The sequence below is a fragment of the Flavonifractor sp. An91 genome, assembly GCF_002159225.1.
In the GTDB taxonomy this organism is placed as follows: domain Bacteria; phylum Bacillota; class Clostridia; order Oscillospirales; family Oscillospiraceae; genus Flavonifractor; species Flavonifractor avicola.
The window spans coordinates 1-14,458 of record NZ_NFHA01000009.1 but is presented as its reverse complement, the minus strand read 5'-3'; the positions used below and the strand labels follow the sequence as shown (position 1 = coordinate 14,458).

The following is a 14,458-nucleotide window of genomic DNA, read 5'->3' as shown; positions in this document are numbered from 1 at the left end:
AGGGATGGCCCGTGGCCCAGTTGGAAGAACAACTCAACCAGATCCTGGGCAATCCCCAAGCCATGGAACAGATCATGTCCCTGGCCCAGTCCCTCTCGGGCAAGCAGGAGGAGCAGGCATCCGAACAGCCCGCGGCAGAACCGGAGTCTGAACCGGCCGACCAGCCGCCGGCAGAGAGCGACACTCCCTCCCCCCTGTCCGCCCTGGACGGGCTGGACCCCAGGCTGCTGCGGATGGGGATGGGGCTTTTGTCGGAGTATTCGGCCCAGGACGATAAAAAGACCGCCCTGTTGGCCGCACTCAAGCCCTTTCTCAAGCCGGAGCGGCAGGAAAAGATGGATCAGGCCGTCCGCATCGCCCGGCTTACCCGGGTGATCCGGACAGCGCTGCGGATGTTCCGTGACCGCGGAGAGGAGGAGGACGATGTATAACCGCTACATCCCCAACGGCACCTCCTATACCAGGATACCCCAGGAGGATGCCCCCTCTCCCCCGCCCCGGGAAGAGAAGCGCCCCCCAAAGGCGGGGGGCAAAAAGAAAGCGGGCGCGCTGGGTGAGCTGCTGAAAAGCCTGAAGCTGGACAGTCTGGACACCGGGGATGTGCTGCTTCTGCTCATCCTGCTCTTTCTCTTTCTGGAGGGGGACGACATGGAACTGGTCATCACCCTGGCTCTGGTGTTACTGTTGGGACTCAATTAACTCAGGTCGTGGAGCACCGTACCATCGGGCAGCACAAAGGATGCGTTTTCCGGCACGGGCCGGTCCACCGAAAAGGCGCTCATCCGATAAATCAGCTGACCTTCCAGCCTGGTTTCCGCACAGGAGAGCAGGCCGCTGTCCGTGGAGATCCAGTATCGCTCTACATAACCCTGACTGTCAGGCACGGTCTCCACAAAGATGCAGGAGACGCCCTCTTTCTCCTCATAGCCGGCATCGGCAATATCCGACTGCTTCAGCTTGAGCACATCCTCATAGGTGGGGATACGCTGACCTTCCAGATCGGCGGAGTCCTCATCCGCCGCCCCGGTAAGCACCCGGCTATTCCCCTCATACCAGAGCCAGAACTGATCATCCCCTACAATGGAATGGCGGACGGTACCTCCGGGCAGCGTGGCGGTGGTGTGGGTCCAGCCATCATCCACCCACACGGTAGCGTGGGTAACACCGCTCTGGCCCTCTCCCCAGAAATCCTCAATGGTCACATTCCGTCCGTAGCTCTCCGGCCGAGTCAGGGTGTGCTCCACCACATACTGTACTGTCTCAGTGGTGATCTCCACCCGCACATACTCCTCCTCCCCTGCCGGCTCCTGGGACTGGCTGGCCGCCGGGGTAGGAAGCTGGATTTTGGCGGTATCAGGCGCAAAAAGGCCGAGTCCAAAGCTGGAGAGCATGGCAACGGTAATGACGATGCCGATGAGCACCACCAGGATATTCCGATTGCGCCGTTCCATGCCGCTCCCTCCTCAGGCTCGACCAAGGGATCTGATCTATTCACAAACTTGCTTAAACGCCGAACTCCTCCGGCTTATCACTTCTCAGGCCGAACTGCCACTCGATAGCATCCACAATTCTGCGGCAGGCAAAGCCGTCGCCGTAGGGGTTGACTGCGTGGGCCATTTCATGGTAGGCCTTCTCGTCGGTCAGCAGCTCAGAAGCCATACGGAAGATGGTCTCCTCCTCAGTACCGGCGATCTTGACGGTACCGGCTTCCACGGCCTCGGGCCGCTCAGTCTCCCGCCGCAGGACAAGCACAGGCCGTGCCAGGGCCGGGGCCTCCTCCTGCAAGCCGCCGGAGTCGGTCATCACCAAATAGGACCGGGCCATCAGGTTGTGCATCTCCTCCACGTCCAGAGGATCGATGAGGTGGATGCGCTGGTGGCCGGACAGGTACTTGGCCGCCGCCTCCCGCACCACGGGAGACAGGTGGACCGGATACACCAGTTCCACATCCTCAAAGGACTCCGCCACCCGGCGGAGGGCGGTCATGATATTGGCCATGGGCTGGCCGTAATTCTCCCGCCGGTGACAGGTGACCAGAATGATTTTTTTGTGCTCATAGTCCAGCTGGTTGAGCAGCTCAGTCGAAAAGTGATAATCCTTTACAACCGTTGTCTTAAGGGCGTCAATGACGGTATTGCCGGTGATAAACACCCCGTCGGTGATGTCCTCCCGGGCCAGATTGGCCACGTTGCTCTTCGTGGGACAGAAATGCAGGTCGGCAATGTCGCCCACCAGCTTCCGGTTCATCTCCTCCGGGAAGGGGGAGTACTTGTCCCACGTCCGCAGGCCGGCCTCCACATGGCCCACCTTGACCTGATGGTAGAAGGCGGCCAGAGCACCGGCAAAGGTGGTGGAGGTGTCGCCGTGAACCAGCACCAGATCGGGCTTGGCCTGCTCCAGCACCTCCTCCATGCCCAGCAGACACTTGGTGGTGATGGTGGACAGAGTCTGTCGGGGCTCCATGATATTCAGGTCGTAGTCCGGCTTCAGATGGAAGATGTCCAGCACGGAGTCCAGCATCTGTCGGTGCTGGGCGGTGACGCAGCAGATGGAGGTGATGCCCGGACGGTTTTGAAGCTCCTGCACCAGGGGGGCCATTTTAATGGCCTCCGGCCGGGTGCCGAAGATGGTCATAACACGGATCTCTTTCATTTCTGCTCCTCCTCCGGACTTTCTTCCGGCTGCTCCTCAGATGCTTTTCCCTTCTCCATATCCTTCCGGTTATTGCTCAGAAAGATATGTCCGGCAATGGCGCCGGCAAAACACAAGGCCATCAGCAGCAGCATGGCCTTCACCGGTCCGCTGGTGGTGAGCACCACGGCGGACAGGCCCAGAATACCGCTGATGATATAGAGCACCGCCACCGCCTGCTTCTGGTTGAAGCCCATGTCGATGAGCCGGTGATGCACATGGCTGCGGTCAGCGTGCATGGGACTCTGGCCGTGGGCAATGCGGCGGATGAAGGCAAAACAGGTGTCGAAGATGGGCAGGCCCAGCATCAGGAAGGGCACGGCAAAGGAGATAATGGTATAGAACTTGAACAGGCCGTTGACCGACACCACCGCCAGGATATAACCCAGGAAGGTGGAGCCGGTGTCGCCCATGAAGATCTTGGCGGGGTTCATGTTGTAGGGCAAAAAGCCGATACACCCGCCGGCCAGAGCGGCCATAAGCAGGGCCACGTCGCCCTCGCTGACCACCAGGGCGATGACCAGCAGCGTCATGGAGCTGATGGTGGAGACACCGCAGGCCAGGCCGTCCAGGCCGTCGATCAGGTTGACGGCGTTGGTGATGGCCACGATCCACAGCACCGTCACCGGGATGGACAGCCAGCCCAGATCCCAGTACAGATTGGAAGAAAAGACGTTGGGATTGGACAGGGTCTCGATGACATTGCCCGAGAGCACCGCCACCAGGGCGGCGCCGATCTGGATCAGAAACTTCAGCTTGGCGCCCAGAGCATAGATATCGTCAAAAATACCCAGCACCACGATGATGGTGGCGCCCAGCAGCATTCCCCGCATCTGGGCGTTCAGATCCAGGAAGAGCAGTACGCTGAGCAGGAAGCCCAGGTAAATGGCAAGGCCTCCCATCCGGGGAATAGGATGATCGTGCATCCGGCGGTTGTCCTTGGGTACGTCCACCGCGCCCACCTTAAAGGCCAGGCTCTTGACCACCGGCGTGGCAATCAGCGCCACCAGAAAGGCCACCACCAGAGCGGCCGCCACCATCCCCAGCAGGGGAAGCTCGGAATTGATTGGCATAGGAAAGATGCTCCTTTATCTCTCAGCGGGGGATGAAGCCCACTTTTTTATGGACCTTACGCAGGGTCCGCTGGGCCACCGAGGCGGCCTTCTCTGCGCCGGCGCGGTACAGGCCCTCCAGATAGGCCTTGTCGCCCAGCAGTCGCACCGTCTCCTCCCGGACAGGCCGGAGCAGTTCCACCACGGCCTCACCCACAGCGGGCTTGAAGGCGCCGTAGCCCTTGCCCTCAAACTCCACCTCGATCTGCTCATAGGTCTTGCCGGTAACGGCGGCATAGATGTCAATGAGGGTGGCCACGCCGGGCTTGTTGGCACGGTCATAGCGGACACAGTTTTCCGTGTCGCTGTCAGTGATGGCACGCTTGAACTTGCGCATAATATCGTCGGGGCTGTCCATCAGGTAAACGCAGCCCTCGGGGATGGACTTGCTCATCTTGCTGTCGGGCTGGTTCAGGCTCATGACCCGGGCGCCCACCTTGGGGATATAGGCGTCAGGCATGGTGAACACATCGCCGTAGATGCCGTTGAAGCGCTGGACAATGTTGCGGGTGAGCTCCACGTGCTGCTTCTGGTCCTCCCCCACCGGTACCAGGTCGGCCTGATAGAGCATGATATCGGCGGCCATCAGGGAGGGGTAGGTGAACAGACCGGCGTTGACGTTGTCGGCGTGCTTGGCGGACTTGTCCTTGAACTGGGTCATGCGGGACAGCTCACCGAACATGGTGTAGCAGTTGAGCACCCAGGCCAGCTCGGCATGGGCGGGGACGTGGGACTGGATGAACAGGATGGACTTCTCCGGGTCGATGCCGCAGGCCACCAGCTGGGCAAAGAGCTCGATGGTCTGGCGGCGGAGGGCGGCGGGGTCCTGCCGCACGGTAATGGCGTGCTCATCCACCACACAGTAGACACAGTTATATTCGTCCTGCAGGGCTACCCAGTTGCGCAGGGCTCCCAGATAGTTGCCCAGGTGGAGGGCGCCGCTGGGCTGGATGCCGCTGAAGATGACTTTCTTATTCGTTTCCATAACAGGTTCACACCCTTGTCAAGAGATTTCTGCATAGTTGACGATATAATACCACATTTCCCGGCGGTTGACAAGAATAACAGGGCCGCACTATTGACAATTCTAGGGCTGAAACGGTAGAATAAAGGTTACGATTTGACACCCGTCACCCGGGTATTTTGTTCAAGGGAGGGATCTGTATGGATCTGAACTGGTTTGAGGAACTGGAGGGCCGCATCCCCCACGACGGCGTGCGCACCCGTTTCGCCCCTTCCCCCACGGGCTATATGCACGTCGGCAACCTGCGTACCGCCCTGTACACCTGGCTCATCGCCCGTCACAACGGCGGTAAATTCATTCTCCGCATCGAGGACACCGACCAGGGCCGTCTGGTGGAGGGCGCCACCGACGTCATCTACAACACCCTGCGCAAGTGCGGCCTGACCTGGGACGAGGGTCCCGATCTGGGCGGCCCTGTGGGCCCCTACATCCAGACCCAGCGCCGGGACCTGTACGGCAAGTTTGCCGAGCTGCTGGTGGAGAAGGGTCACGCCTACTACTGCTTCTGTGAAAAGACCGAATCCGAGGAGGACTCCGGCGATTTTGACCGGGCCGCTGATCCCTGCCGGGATCTGGACCCGGAGGTTGCCAAGGCCCGGGTGGCCGCCGGCGAGCCCTACGTCATCCGCCAGCGCATCCCTGCTGAGGGCACCACCACCTTCTCCGACGCTGTGTTCGGCGATATTACCGTGGAGAACAAGACCCTGGACGACCAGGTGCTCATGAAGCGGGACGGTCTGCCCACCTATAACTTCGCCAACGTCATCGACGACCATCTCATGGGCATCACCCATGTGGTCCGCGGCTCCGAGTACCTGTCCTCCGCCCCCAAGTACAACCTGCTGTACGAGGGCTTCGGCTGGGAGGTGCCCACCTATATCCACTGCTCCCCCGTTATGCGTGACCAGCACAACAAGATGAGCAAGCGCAAGGGTGACCCCTCCTACGAGGACCTCATCGCCATGGGCTACCTGTCCGAGGCGGTCGTAAACTACGTCACCCTGCTGGGTTGGTCCCCCAAGGGCGAGTACGCTGAGCGGGAGTTCTTCACCCTCAGCGAGTTGGCTGATGTGTTCGACATCGGCGGTATCTCCAAGTCCCCCGCCATCTTTGACATCGAAAAGCTGAAATACTTCAACGCCAACTATCTCCGCGCCCTCTCCCCCGAGGCCTTCTATGAGGGCGCCGAGCCCTACCTGAAGGAAGCCGTCAAGACCGAGGGCATTGACCTGAAGCTCATCGCTCCCCTGGTGCAGCCCCGGTGCGACACCTGGCTGGACATCGCTCCTCAGGTGGACTTCTTCGACGCCCTGCCCGAGTACTCCAATGAGCTTTACTGCCACAAGAAGATGAAGACCAACGAGGAGAACTCCCTGGAGGCCCTGGAGCAGGTGCTGCCCGTGCTGGAGAATCTGCCCGAGTGGACCTACGACGCCATCCACGACGCCCTCATCGGCCTGGCTCAGAAGCTGGAGCTGAAGAACGGCCGCATCATGTGGCCGGTGCGTACCGCCCTGTCTGGTAAGGCGGTCACCCCCGGCGGCGCGGTGGAGCTGTGCCACATTCTGGGCAAGGAGGAAACCCTCCGCCGCATCAAGCTGGGTATGGCTCAGCTGGCAAAATAAGTGTCACATAGTATGCCCCCTTTTCCCCATACTAGAGGAAAAGGGGGCGTTTTTATGTCAAAACAAAAGATTCGGGTGCTGGCTGTCAGCTTTCTGGCGGCGGCCTTTGTCATTACCGCCGGCTTTGCCGTTCAGGGCCATGTCCGGGCCGCTCAGTACCGGCGGCTGCTGGACAACGGCTACCGCCATGCCTTCGCCGAGCTGACCACCGCCACGGGAGAACTGGAGGTGGCATTGACCAAAATGAGCCACGCCACCTCCCCCGCCCTGTTCGCCTCCCTGTGCGCCCAGGCCTACTCCAAGGCTCAGGCCGCCCAGGCTGCTCTGGGCGAGCTGCCCTACGGCAATGTGGAGCTGGAGCAGACTGCCGCCTTCCTGGCCCGGGCGGGTGATTACGCCATGGCCCTGGCCCAGGGGACCTCAGCGGAGCTGGTATGCACCGACGAGCACCGGGACGCCCTGTTCCAGCTGTCCGAGGCGGCCGGCGAACTCTCCCTCACCCTGGAGACCCTCCAGGCTCAGCTGAGCGCCGGGGCTATCCGGCCGGAGGATCTGGCGGAGGCCCGGGAGCGGCTGGCGGCCGAGGACGGCAGCGGTCAGGTCAACGGCGGCTCCGCCTTCCAAAGCGTGGAGTCCGACTTCCCCGAGGTACCCACCCTGATCTACGACGGCCCCTTCTCCCAGCACCTGGACGGCCGCACCCCCCGGATGCTGGAGGGCCTGCCCCAGGTCACTGAGGAGCAGGCCCGCGAAGCGGCGGCGGCTTTCCTGGACCTGCGGCCTGAGGTATTCACTCTCACCGCCAAGTCCGAGGGCAATCTGCCCTCCTACGGCTTTACCGCCATGGTGGACGGCGGACAGCTCTATATCCAGGTCACCTGTCAGGGCGGACAGATCCTGGAGGTATTCTCCTCCCGTACCGCCGGAGAGCCGGTGCTCAGCCGGACGGAGGGCTGTGAAAAAGCCGCCGCCTTCCTGGCGGAAAAAGGCTACGCCAATATGGCCCCCAGCTATTTCATAGAGCAGGACGGAGTGCTGGCAATCAACTTTGCCCCGGTGGAGAACGGCGTCTACTGCTACCCCGATCTGGTGAAGGTGTCGGTGGCCCTGGACACCGGCGAGGTGGTGGGCTTTGAGGCGGCGGGCTACCTGACCCACCACGGCAGCCGGGACCTGTCCTCCCCCGCCGTGGACGCCCAGACCGCCCAGGCCCTGGTGGACGACTCCCTCACCGTTCTCTCCCACCAGTTGGCTCTCATCCCCACCGGCGGCGAATACGAGGTATTATGCCACGAATTCAAGTGCCAGGCCCAGGACGGCACCCATGTTCTCATCTACGTCAACGCCCAAACCGGCAAGCAGCAGCACATTCTCCTTCTTCTGGAGGCCGAAAACGGCACCTTGGTTCTATGATAAAAGCCACAGCAGGCGTACAGTTGTATGCCTGCTGTGGCTTTTTTGCGGAAATTGGTAGAACCAAAAGTTTGGAACGAATAGTTTCTTCTTCATGGATTGACAAAGAATTAACAATGTGCCATAATAGGGGCCGTAAGATCGTTAAACATTTAACGATTAAAATTTAATGAGACATACGGAGGTATTTACCATGTCCCGTTTTACCCTTCCCAGAGACATCTATTACGGCCCCAACGCCCTGGAAAATCTGAAGAATCTGAAGGGCACCCGCGCGGTACTGGTGCTGGGCGGCGGCTCCATGAAGCGCTTCGGCTTTGTGGACAAGGCGGTTGCCTATCTGAAGGAAGCCGGTATTGAGACCAAGCTCATCGAGAACGTGGAGCCCGATCCCTCTGTGGAGACCGTCATGAGCGGCGCTGCCGTGATGCGGGAATTCCAGCCCGACTGGATCATCTCCATGGGCGGCGGCTCCCCCATCGACGCCGCCAAGGCAATGTGGGCCTTCTATGAATACCCCGAGACCACCTTTGAGGATCTGATCACCCCCTTCTCCTTCCCCGAGCTGCGTCAGAAAGCCAAGTTCTGCGCCATCCCCTCTACCTCCGGCACTGCCACCGAGGTCACCGCCTTCTCCGTCATCACCGACTATCAGAAGGGCATCAAGTATCCTCTGGCCGACTTCAACATCACCCCCGACGTGGCCATCATCGACCCCGCTCTGGCCGAAACCATGCCCCCCAAGCTGGTGGCTCACACCGGCATGGACGCTCTGACTCACGCCATCGAGGCCTATGTGTCCACCCTGCACACCGTCTTTACCGATCCTCTGGCCCTGAAGGCCATTGACATTGTGAACCATGATCTCATCAAGTCCTACAACGGCGACATGACTTGCCGTGAGGAGATGCACTACGGTCAGTGCCTGGCCGGTATGGCTTTCTCCAACGCTCTGCTGGGCATCGTTCACTCCATGGCCCACAAGACCGGCGCCGCCTTCTCCACCGGCCACATCACCCATGGCCTGGCCAACGCCATGTACCTGCCCTACGTCATCGCCTACAACGCGAAAGCGCCCGGCGTGGCGGAGCGCTATGCTGACATCGCGAAGACCATGGGCATCACCGGCACCGTGGAGGAGTGCGTGGAGGGCCTGCGTGCCAAGATCCGCTCCATGAACGACGCCATGGGCATCCCCAACACCCTGAAGGACTTCGGCATCATCGAGGACGAGTTCAAGGAGAAGCTGACCGCCATCGCCACCAACGCGGTGGGCGACGCCTGCACCGGCTCCAACCCCCGTCCCATCGATCCCGAGACCATGGCCAAGCTCTTCACCTGCATCTACTACGGTGAAGAAGTCAACTTCTGATCTCCCACAAACCCTTACCCATACATACAAGAGGAGCGCAGCTGTCGGGCTGCGCTCCTCTTGTATGTTATCTTTTTGATCAGACGCGAAAGACAACCCTGACGGTTTATCTCCGCGCTAAGTGCCGCCACCTTGTGGCGGTTGCGCTTCGAATCGCCCTGCGGGGCAGTCTTTCACACTATCTTTCCCTCCGAAATCTGGGCCATACAGGTTTTGGGCAGTCTCATAAAGATAGGAGGAGCGCAGTCCGGCGACTGCGCTCCTCTTGTTTGATTTGATTACAGCTCTTTGACATAGAAATAGTGGCCGTAGCTGCCGGTCCCCTGCTCTACCGCACCGAAGCGGTGGTAGCCCATCTTCTCATAGAAGCGGGGGGCCTGAAAGCCGAAGGTATTCAGCTCCAGCCGCTTGGCGCCCTGCCGGGCTGCGTTCTCCTCCTGCTGCTCCAGGATGCAGGCGCCCAGACCGGCGCCTCGGTGGTCCTCTGCCACCCACAGCACATCCAGCATGGCCAGCTCCCCCATCCGGAAGGCATCGCAGCCGCCGATGATCCGCCTGGCCTGGTCGATAACCACCAGGGACAGATCCGCCGTATCCGGCACAAACTTCCGGTTATAGGCCCGCAGTCCGGCGTGGATGGCCTCACCGGCCCCCTCGTTGGCGGGACGGATTACAAACTGCTCCATTCCCATCACTCCATATCAAAGGGGGGCATATCCCGGCTCTGGGGAATGGCGTCCCCCTCAAACTCCAGCTCATCGGGCACCGGCTCCGGCGCGCCGCCAGCCATATTCTGCTTGAACTGCATCTCCTGCCACTGTTCCTTGCTGATGAGTACCTGCCGGGGCTTGGAGCCCTCAAAGGGTCCAACGACCCCCTTCTCCTCCATCTGGTCCACCAGACGGGCGGCACGGGAATAGCCCAGCTTGAGCCGCCGCTGGAGCATGGACACCGAGGCCATACCGGTCTCCACCACCACTTCGATGGCGGCAGGCAGCAGCTCGTCGTAGTCGTCTCCCACATCCTCGGGTTCGGAGCCGCCCACGCCCTTGGAGCCCTTTTCCTTCTCGGCGGCGTGCTTTTCGATGTCGTGCATGATCTCCTGATCGTACTCGGCCCCGCCGCTGTTCTGCTTGATGAAGCCCACCACGGCGGCCACCTCCTCATCGGAGATCAGGCAGCCCTGAACACGCTGGGGCTTGCCGGAACCCAGGGGGAAATACAGCATATCGCCCCGGCCCACCAGCTTTTCCGCGCCGGTGGTATCAAGAATAATACGGGACTCCAGAGAGGAGGCCACGGCGAAGGCGATACGGCTGGGGATGTTGGCCTTCATCAGGCCGGTGATCACGTCGGCAGAGGGCCGCTGGGTGGCGATGATGAGGTGCATACCGGCAGCACGGCCCATCTGGGCCACCCGGCAGATGGATTCCTCCACCTCCTTGGCAGCCACCAGCATCAGGTCGGCCAGCTCGTCGATGACCACCACGATCTGGGGCATCTTCTCCATGTCGTCGGTCTTGGCGGCGTGGGCATTGTAGGAGGCCAGGTCCCGGACGCCGATCTCGGAGAACGCCCGGTATCGCTTCATCATCTCCACCACCGCCCATTGGAGGGCGCCGGCGGCCTTCTTGGGGTCGGTAACCACCGGGATGAGCAGATGAGGAATGCCGTTGTAGATGCCCAGCTCCACCATCTTTGGGTCCACCATGATGAGGCGGACCTCCTCCGGCGTAGCCTTGTACAGCAGAGAGATGATGAGGGAGTTGGTACACACCGACTTACCGGAGCCGGTGGTACCGGCGATCAGCAGGTGGGGCAGCTTGGCGATGTTGCCCACAATATTGTTGCCGCCGATGTCCTTGCCCACGGCAAAGGATACCTTTGAGGGGTTGTCCCGGAATTCCCGGGAGTCGATGACGTCATGGATGTACACCGGGGACACCAAGCGGTTGGGTACCTCGATGCCCACCATGGAGATTTGGTTGGGGATGGGGGCGATACGCACGCCGGTGGCGCCCAGAGCCAGAGCGATATCGTCGGCCAGGTTGGTCAGCTTGTTGAGCCGCACGCCCTGGTCCAGCTCCAGCTCATACCGGGTCACCGAGGGGCCCCGGGTCACGTTGGAGATGCTGGCGTCGATGCCGAAGGAGCGGATGGTATCAGACAGACGGGCCTGATTGACCCGCAGCTCCCCCGCCACATCGGAGCTGGATACCCCCTCCCCTTCCGTCAACAGCGAGACAGGGGGATACTGGTAAGCCACAGGCTCTTCCTCCAGGCTTCGGGCAATGTCCTGGGCCACCTCGGCGACAACCTGGGCGGTCTCCTCCTTCTGGCGGGCCTTGGCGGAGGTGGGGGGCACGGCGGGCTCCCGCACGATCTCAGGCACAGGCTGAGTCTCCGGAATGGGTTCCGGCTCCGGCTGGACCACAGGCTGGGGCTGGACGGCTTCATGCCGGATCTCCGCCGGAGCGGCAAAGGGCAGGGCCTCCTCCTCCGGCGCCTCCGTCTGGGCCTGGGTAGTGCCGGTCAGCACCTGGTCGGGGGTGGGCACCGAAGGCTTGCGGTTGAAGAAGCGCTCCTTCTTCTCAATGGGCTTGGGCTCCCGCTTCTTGCCCACCAGGGGACCGTCGTCCACCGGGATGTCGATCTGGGGCTGCTGTCTGCGGCCCTCCCGGACAGGTTCCGGCTCACGCTCGGCTTTCTTCCGGCGGGGACGGGGCTCGGGGATCTCCTCCTCCTCGTACTCCGGACGGCTGCGAAGCCTGTCCACCACATCGGTGGGAGAAATATGGAAGCACACCATAACCAGGATCACAGCCAGCAGCACAAAAATGATACCGGCGCCGATCTTGCTGAACACAGCCGTGAGACCCAGTGCAATCACACCGCTGATCACACCGCCGCTGGCCAAAGCCTCGCCCTGTTTCCAGAGCAGTTCCGGCAGCTTCATATCCCAGGCATAGGCAGCCTGGGCCAGCAGCAGGTGGAAGAAGCCGCCTGCCAGCACCGGCAGCAGCAGAGCGCACCACACCCGAAGCCGCACCGGGCGGCCCCGATGGAAGGCCAGAATACCGCTGGCCACCAACAGCATGGGAGGCAGCAGCAGATAGCCGTAGCCGATGAGGCCCTTGACCAGTCCGCAGAAGAAGTCGATAAAGATGGCCTGGATGTGGAAGTAGCCCAAGGCGGCAAAAATGGCCAGCAGCAGACACACCACAGCCCCCACCTCCCGGCGCACCGGACGGGAGGCGGCTTTTTTCCGGCTAGCAGTTGTACGGGAAGAGGTAGACCGGTTTGCAGTGGTACGCTTTCCTCCCGTGCTTTTCTTTTTTGCTGTGGCCATGGTATCAGATCCTTTCAGGGTCGGGTTTTCCGCTTTACAGCGGCAGTGCTTATTTCAGCACCACAGTCTTTACAATTCCGGCAATCAGGCTGCCCAGGCCCACCGCCCAGCAGTAGTAGGCGAACTTGCCGAACTTGCCCTTGTCGGACAGGCTCTTGACCAACCGAATGGCGAAATAGCCTACCACGGCAGCCACCGCCACACCCACCAGGTACATGGGCAGTTCAGAGGTTACAAAGCCGCTCTCCGCCGCGTCCTTCAGCTCCAGGATATTGGCGCCCACAATGGCGGGCAGGGACATCAGAAAGGAGAAGCGGACGGCAAAGGCCCGGTCAAAGCCCCGCAGCATACCCACGGAGATGGTGGTACCGGAGCGGGACAGGCCGGGGATCACCGCCAGCGCCTGGCTGCAGCCCACGATGAGAGCGTCCACCACGGTGGCGTTCTTGGCGGTCTTGCGACCATGGGCCAGCCGGTCAGAGAAAAAAAGGATAAAGCCGGTGGCCAGCAGCGCAATGGACACCATAATGGAACTGGCAAACAGAGCGTTTACCGCATCCTGGAGCAGCACCATTATAAACAGGGGCAGAGTGGCGATGATGATGAGCATTACCATCCGCCGGGCAGGGGGTGGAGGTGTACCGGTGTCCTTCCCTGCCAGGGCGGCAATACCCAGGAAGAATTCCCGGATCATCTCCGCCACATCCTTCCAATAGACCACCAGCACCGAGAGCAGGGTACCGAAGTGGAGCATCACCGTAAACATCATGTACTTCTCTTCTACGTTCTCCATACCGAAGAACTGCTGGAATAGGGCCAGGTGGCCGGAGCTGGAGATGGGCAGAAACTCCGCCACACCCTGGATGATCCCCATGAGGATGGCCATCAAATAGCTCAAAACGACTTCCTCCATTCACGATTTTTGGGAATCGAAACCCGTTTGAAAATGAGTTCGTCCCCGGTACATCGCCCCTGTACGCGGTATACTGCGTCAGGGCGGTTAGTTTTTATCATATCATATCCGGCGGAGTTTTTCCATCCTTTTTCCCACCAGTTGAAAAAATTGCGGAATTTACCGCTATGCTGTACACTGCCCTGGCGCAGAAGAATGCTCTGCCTCAGGCACCCAAAGGTGTGGAGGAACCCCTCTTTGCCGATGTGGAAAACACCTGGGCCGCCGACTACATCCATCAGGCCGTCCGACTGGGTCTGGTGGCTGGCTCCGATGAAAACATCTTTGCTCCTGATCGACCCATTACCCGGCAGGAGATGATGACCATCATCGACCGCTGCCTGGACCTGCCCGACGAAAACGGCCTGGGCTTTGCCGATGACGGCGACATTGCCTTCTGGGCCCTGGAAGCCGCCGCCCGCACCTCTGCCGCCGGGCTGTTCCAGGGCGGCAGCGGCAATGCTCTGATGCCGTTGGCCACCTCCACCCGGGCCGAGGCCGCCACTGTGCTCAGCCGTGTGGTTGAGATGCTGGAACAATAAAGGAGAATGGGTATGATGAGACGCGCCGCCGCTCTGCTGTGCGCCCTGGCCCTGCTGGCCGGTCTGGCCGCCTGCGCCGCCCCACAGCCGGAGCCCTCTCCAACGCCGCCCTCGCCTTCCCCCACGCAGACTCCCATCCCCACCACCACTCCGGAGCCTTCTCCCACCCCCAGCGCGGAGCCTACACCGACCCCCACCCCAACCGTACCTGTGTGGGATGAGGACCATACCCTGGACCGGAGCGTCCCCAAGCTGACCGGCGGGCTGGAGCTGCCGGTCTACGGCGCCACCGGCTATGCCGCGGTAGAACAGGGCCTGTGGGCCGCCATTCCCGCGCCCCTCGCCCCGGTAGCAGAAATTAAAGGCTTTGTCGCTGCC

General features: G+C 61.2%; 14 protein-coding genes. 7 read left to right on the top strand and 7 right to left on the bottom strand.

Annotated features, from left to right (window positions below):
* Positions 1 to 11 precede the first annotated feature (11 nt).
* Both B5G42_RS07250 and B5G42_RS07245 read left to right on the top strand, forming a co-directional pair.
* Positions 12 to 431: a hypothetical protein gene (locus tag B5G42_RS07250; RefSeq protein WP_087268470.1), complete on the top strand. Its 420-nt coding sequence runs from the start codon at positions 12 to 14 to the stop codon at positions 429 to 431.
* Positions 424 to 699 carry a hypothetical protein gene (locus B5G42_RS07245; protein ID WP_087187876.1) on the top strand — a complete coding sequence of 92 codons (276 nt, stop codon included), beginning with the start codon at positions 424 to 426 and terminating at the stop codon, positions 697 to 699. The genes B5G42_RS07250 and B5G42_RS07245 overlap by 8 nt, the downstream gene beginning before the upstream one ends.
* On the opposite strand, the gene B5G42_RS07240 is transcribed toward B5G42_RS07245, so the two are convergent.
* The 4 genes from B5G42_RS07240 to trpS are packed head-to-tail and all read right to left on the bottom strand — an operon-like array spanning position 696 to position 4,788.
* A complete protein-coding gene (locus B5G42_RS07240; RefSeq protein ID WP_087268467.1) occupies positions 696 to 1,451 on the bottom strand; it encodes a hypothetical protein in 756 nt (251 codons plus the stop codon). The genes B5G42_RS07245 and B5G42_RS07240 overlap by 4 nt on opposite strands.
* A gap of 52 nt (positions 1,452 to 1,503) precedes the next feature.
* Positions 1,504 to 2,652, bottom strand: coding sequence for a non-hydrolyzing UDP-N-acetylglucosamine 2-epimerase (gene wecB / locus B5G42_RS07235; RefSeq protein WP_087187874.1), 1,149 nt, complete (start codon positions 2,650 to 2,652; stop codon positions 1,504 to 1,506).
* Complete coding sequence (locus tag B5G42_RS07230) at positions 2,649 to 3,764, bottom strand: MraY family glycosyltransferase (protein WP_087187873.1); 1,116 nt, start codon at positions 3,762 to 3,764, stop codon at positions 2,649 to 2,651. Before B5G42_RS07230 ends, wecB begins: the two co-directional genes overlap by 4 nt.
* Before the next feature lie 22 nt (positions 3,765 to 3,786).
* Positions 3,787 to 4,788 carry a tryptophan--tRNA ligase gene (gene trpS / locus B5G42_RS07225; protein ID WP_087187872.1) on the bottom strand — a complete coding sequence of 334 codons (1,002 nt, stop codon included), beginning with the start codon at positions 4,786 to 4,788 and terminating at the stop codon, positions 3,787 to 3,789.
* Between the two features lie 179 nt (positions 4,789 to 4,967).
* On the opposite strand from trpS, the gene gltX reads away from it, so the two are divergent.
* From gltX to B5G42_RS07210, 3 genes are all read left to right on the top strand, one after another.
* Complete coding sequence (gene gltX, locus B5G42_RS07220) at positions 4,968 to 6,452, top strand: glutamate--tRNA ligase (protein WP_087268464.1); 1,485 nt, start codon at positions 4,968 to 4,970, stop codon at positions 6,450 to 6,452.
* Positions 6,453 to 6,506: 54 nt separating this feature from the next.
* Positions 6,507 to 7,865: a PepSY1/2 domain-containing protein gene (locus B5G42_RS07215; RefSeq protein WP_087268461.1), complete on the top strand. Its 1,359-nt coding sequence runs from the start codon at positions 6,507 to 6,509 to the stop codon at positions 7,863 to 7,865.
* Between the two features lie 193 nt (positions 7,866 to 8,058).
* Complete coding sequence (locus B5G42_RS07210; RefSeq protein WP_087187869.1) at positions 8,059 to 9,237, top strand: iron-containing alcohol dehydrogenase; 1,179 nt, start codon at positions 8,059 to 8,061, stop codon at positions 9,235 to 9,237.
* A gap of 278 nt (positions 9,238 to 9,515) precedes the next feature.
* Here B5G42_RS07210 and B5G42_RS07205 read toward each other — a convergent pair whose 3' ends face one another.
* From B5G42_RS07205 to B5G42_RS07195, 3 genes are read right to left on the bottom strand one after another with little or no spacing between them, the layout of a single operon-like run.
* Positions 9,516 to 9,923, bottom strand: a complete 408-nt coding sequence (locus tag B5G42_RS07205) for a GNAT family N-acetyltransferase (RefSeq protein WP_162611063.1) — start codon at positions 9,921 to 9,923, stop codon at positions 9,516 to 9,518.
* 5 nt (positions 9,924 to 9,928) lie between these two features.
* On the bottom strand, positions 9,929 to 12,586 hold the full coding sequence (locus B5G42_RS07200; protein ID WP_087268455.1) for a DNA translocase FtsK: 2,658 nt from the start codon (positions 12,584 to 12,586) through the stop codon (positions 9,929 to 9,931).
* 49 nt (positions 12,587 to 12,635) lie between these two features.
* On the bottom strand, positions 12,636 to 13,484 hold the full coding sequence (locus tag B5G42_RS07195) for an undecaprenyl-diphosphate phosphatase (protein WP_242961156.1): 849 nt from the start codon (positions 13,482 to 13,484) through the stop codon (positions 12,636 to 12,638).
* Positions 13,485 to 13,666: 182 nt separating this feature from the next.
* On the opposite strand from B5G42_RS07195, the gene B5G42_RS07190 reads away from it, so the two are divergent.
* Positions 13,667 to 14,080 (top strand): S-layer homology domain-containing protein, encoded by a 414-nt coding sequence (locus B5G42_RS07190; protein ID WP_087268452.1) that lies wholly within the window; start codon positions 13,667 to 13,669, stop codon positions 14,078 to 14,080.
* A 12-nt stretch (positions 14,081 to 14,092) separates the two neighbouring features.
* On the top strand, positions 14,093 to 14,458 hold a 366-nt coding region (locus B5G42_RS18475; protein ID WP_206406166.1), incomplete at its 3' end, for a hypothetical protein.

Excerpts from the sequence above, each read along its gene's own strand:
- B5G42_RS07245 (WP_087187876.1), top strand. The coding sequence starts at position 424 with ATGTATAACCGCTACATCCCCAACGGCACCTCCTATACCAGGATACCC.
- B5G42_RS07240 (WP_087268467.1), bottom strand. The coding sequence starts at position 1,451 with ATGGAACGGCGCAATCGGAATATCCTGGTGGTGCTCATCGGCATCGTC.
- wecB (WP_087187874.1), bottom strand. The coding sequence starts at position 2,652 with ATGAAAGAGATCCGTGTTATGACCATCTTCGGCACCCGGCCGGAGGCC.
- B5G42_RS07230 (WP_087187873.1), bottom strand. The coding sequence starts at position 3,764 with ATGCCAATCAATTCCGAGCTTCCCCTGCTGGGGATGGTGGCGGCCGCT.
- trpS (WP_087187872.1), bottom strand. The coding sequence starts at position 4,788 with ATGGAAACGAATAAGAAAGTCATCTTCAGCGGCATCCAGCCCAGCGGC.
- gltX (WP_087268464.1), top strand. The coding sequence starts at position 4,968 with ATGGATCTGAACTGGTTTGAGGAACTGGAGGGCCGCATCCCCCACGAC.
- B5G42_RS07215 (WP_087268461.1), top strand. The coding sequence starts at position 6,507 with ATGTCAAAACAAAAGATTCGGGTGCTGGCTGTCAGCTTTCTGGCGGCG.
- B5G42_RS07210 (WP_087187869.1), top strand. The coding sequence starts at position 8,059 with ATGTCCCGTTTTACCCTTCCCAGAGACATCTATTACGGCCCCAACGCC.
- B5G42_RS07205 (WP_162611063.1), bottom strand. The coding sequence starts at position 9,923 with ATGGAGCAGTTTGTAATCCGTCCCGCCAACGAGGGGGCCGGTGAGGCC.
- B5G42_RS07200 (WP_087268455.1), bottom strand. The coding sequence starts at position 12,586 with ATGGCCACAGCAAAAAAGAAAAGCACGGGAGGAAAGCGTACCACTGCA.
- B5G42_RS07190 (WP_087268452.1), top strand. The coding sequence starts at position 13,667 with ATGCTGTACACTGCCCTGGCGCAGAAGAATGCTCTGCCTCAGGCACCC.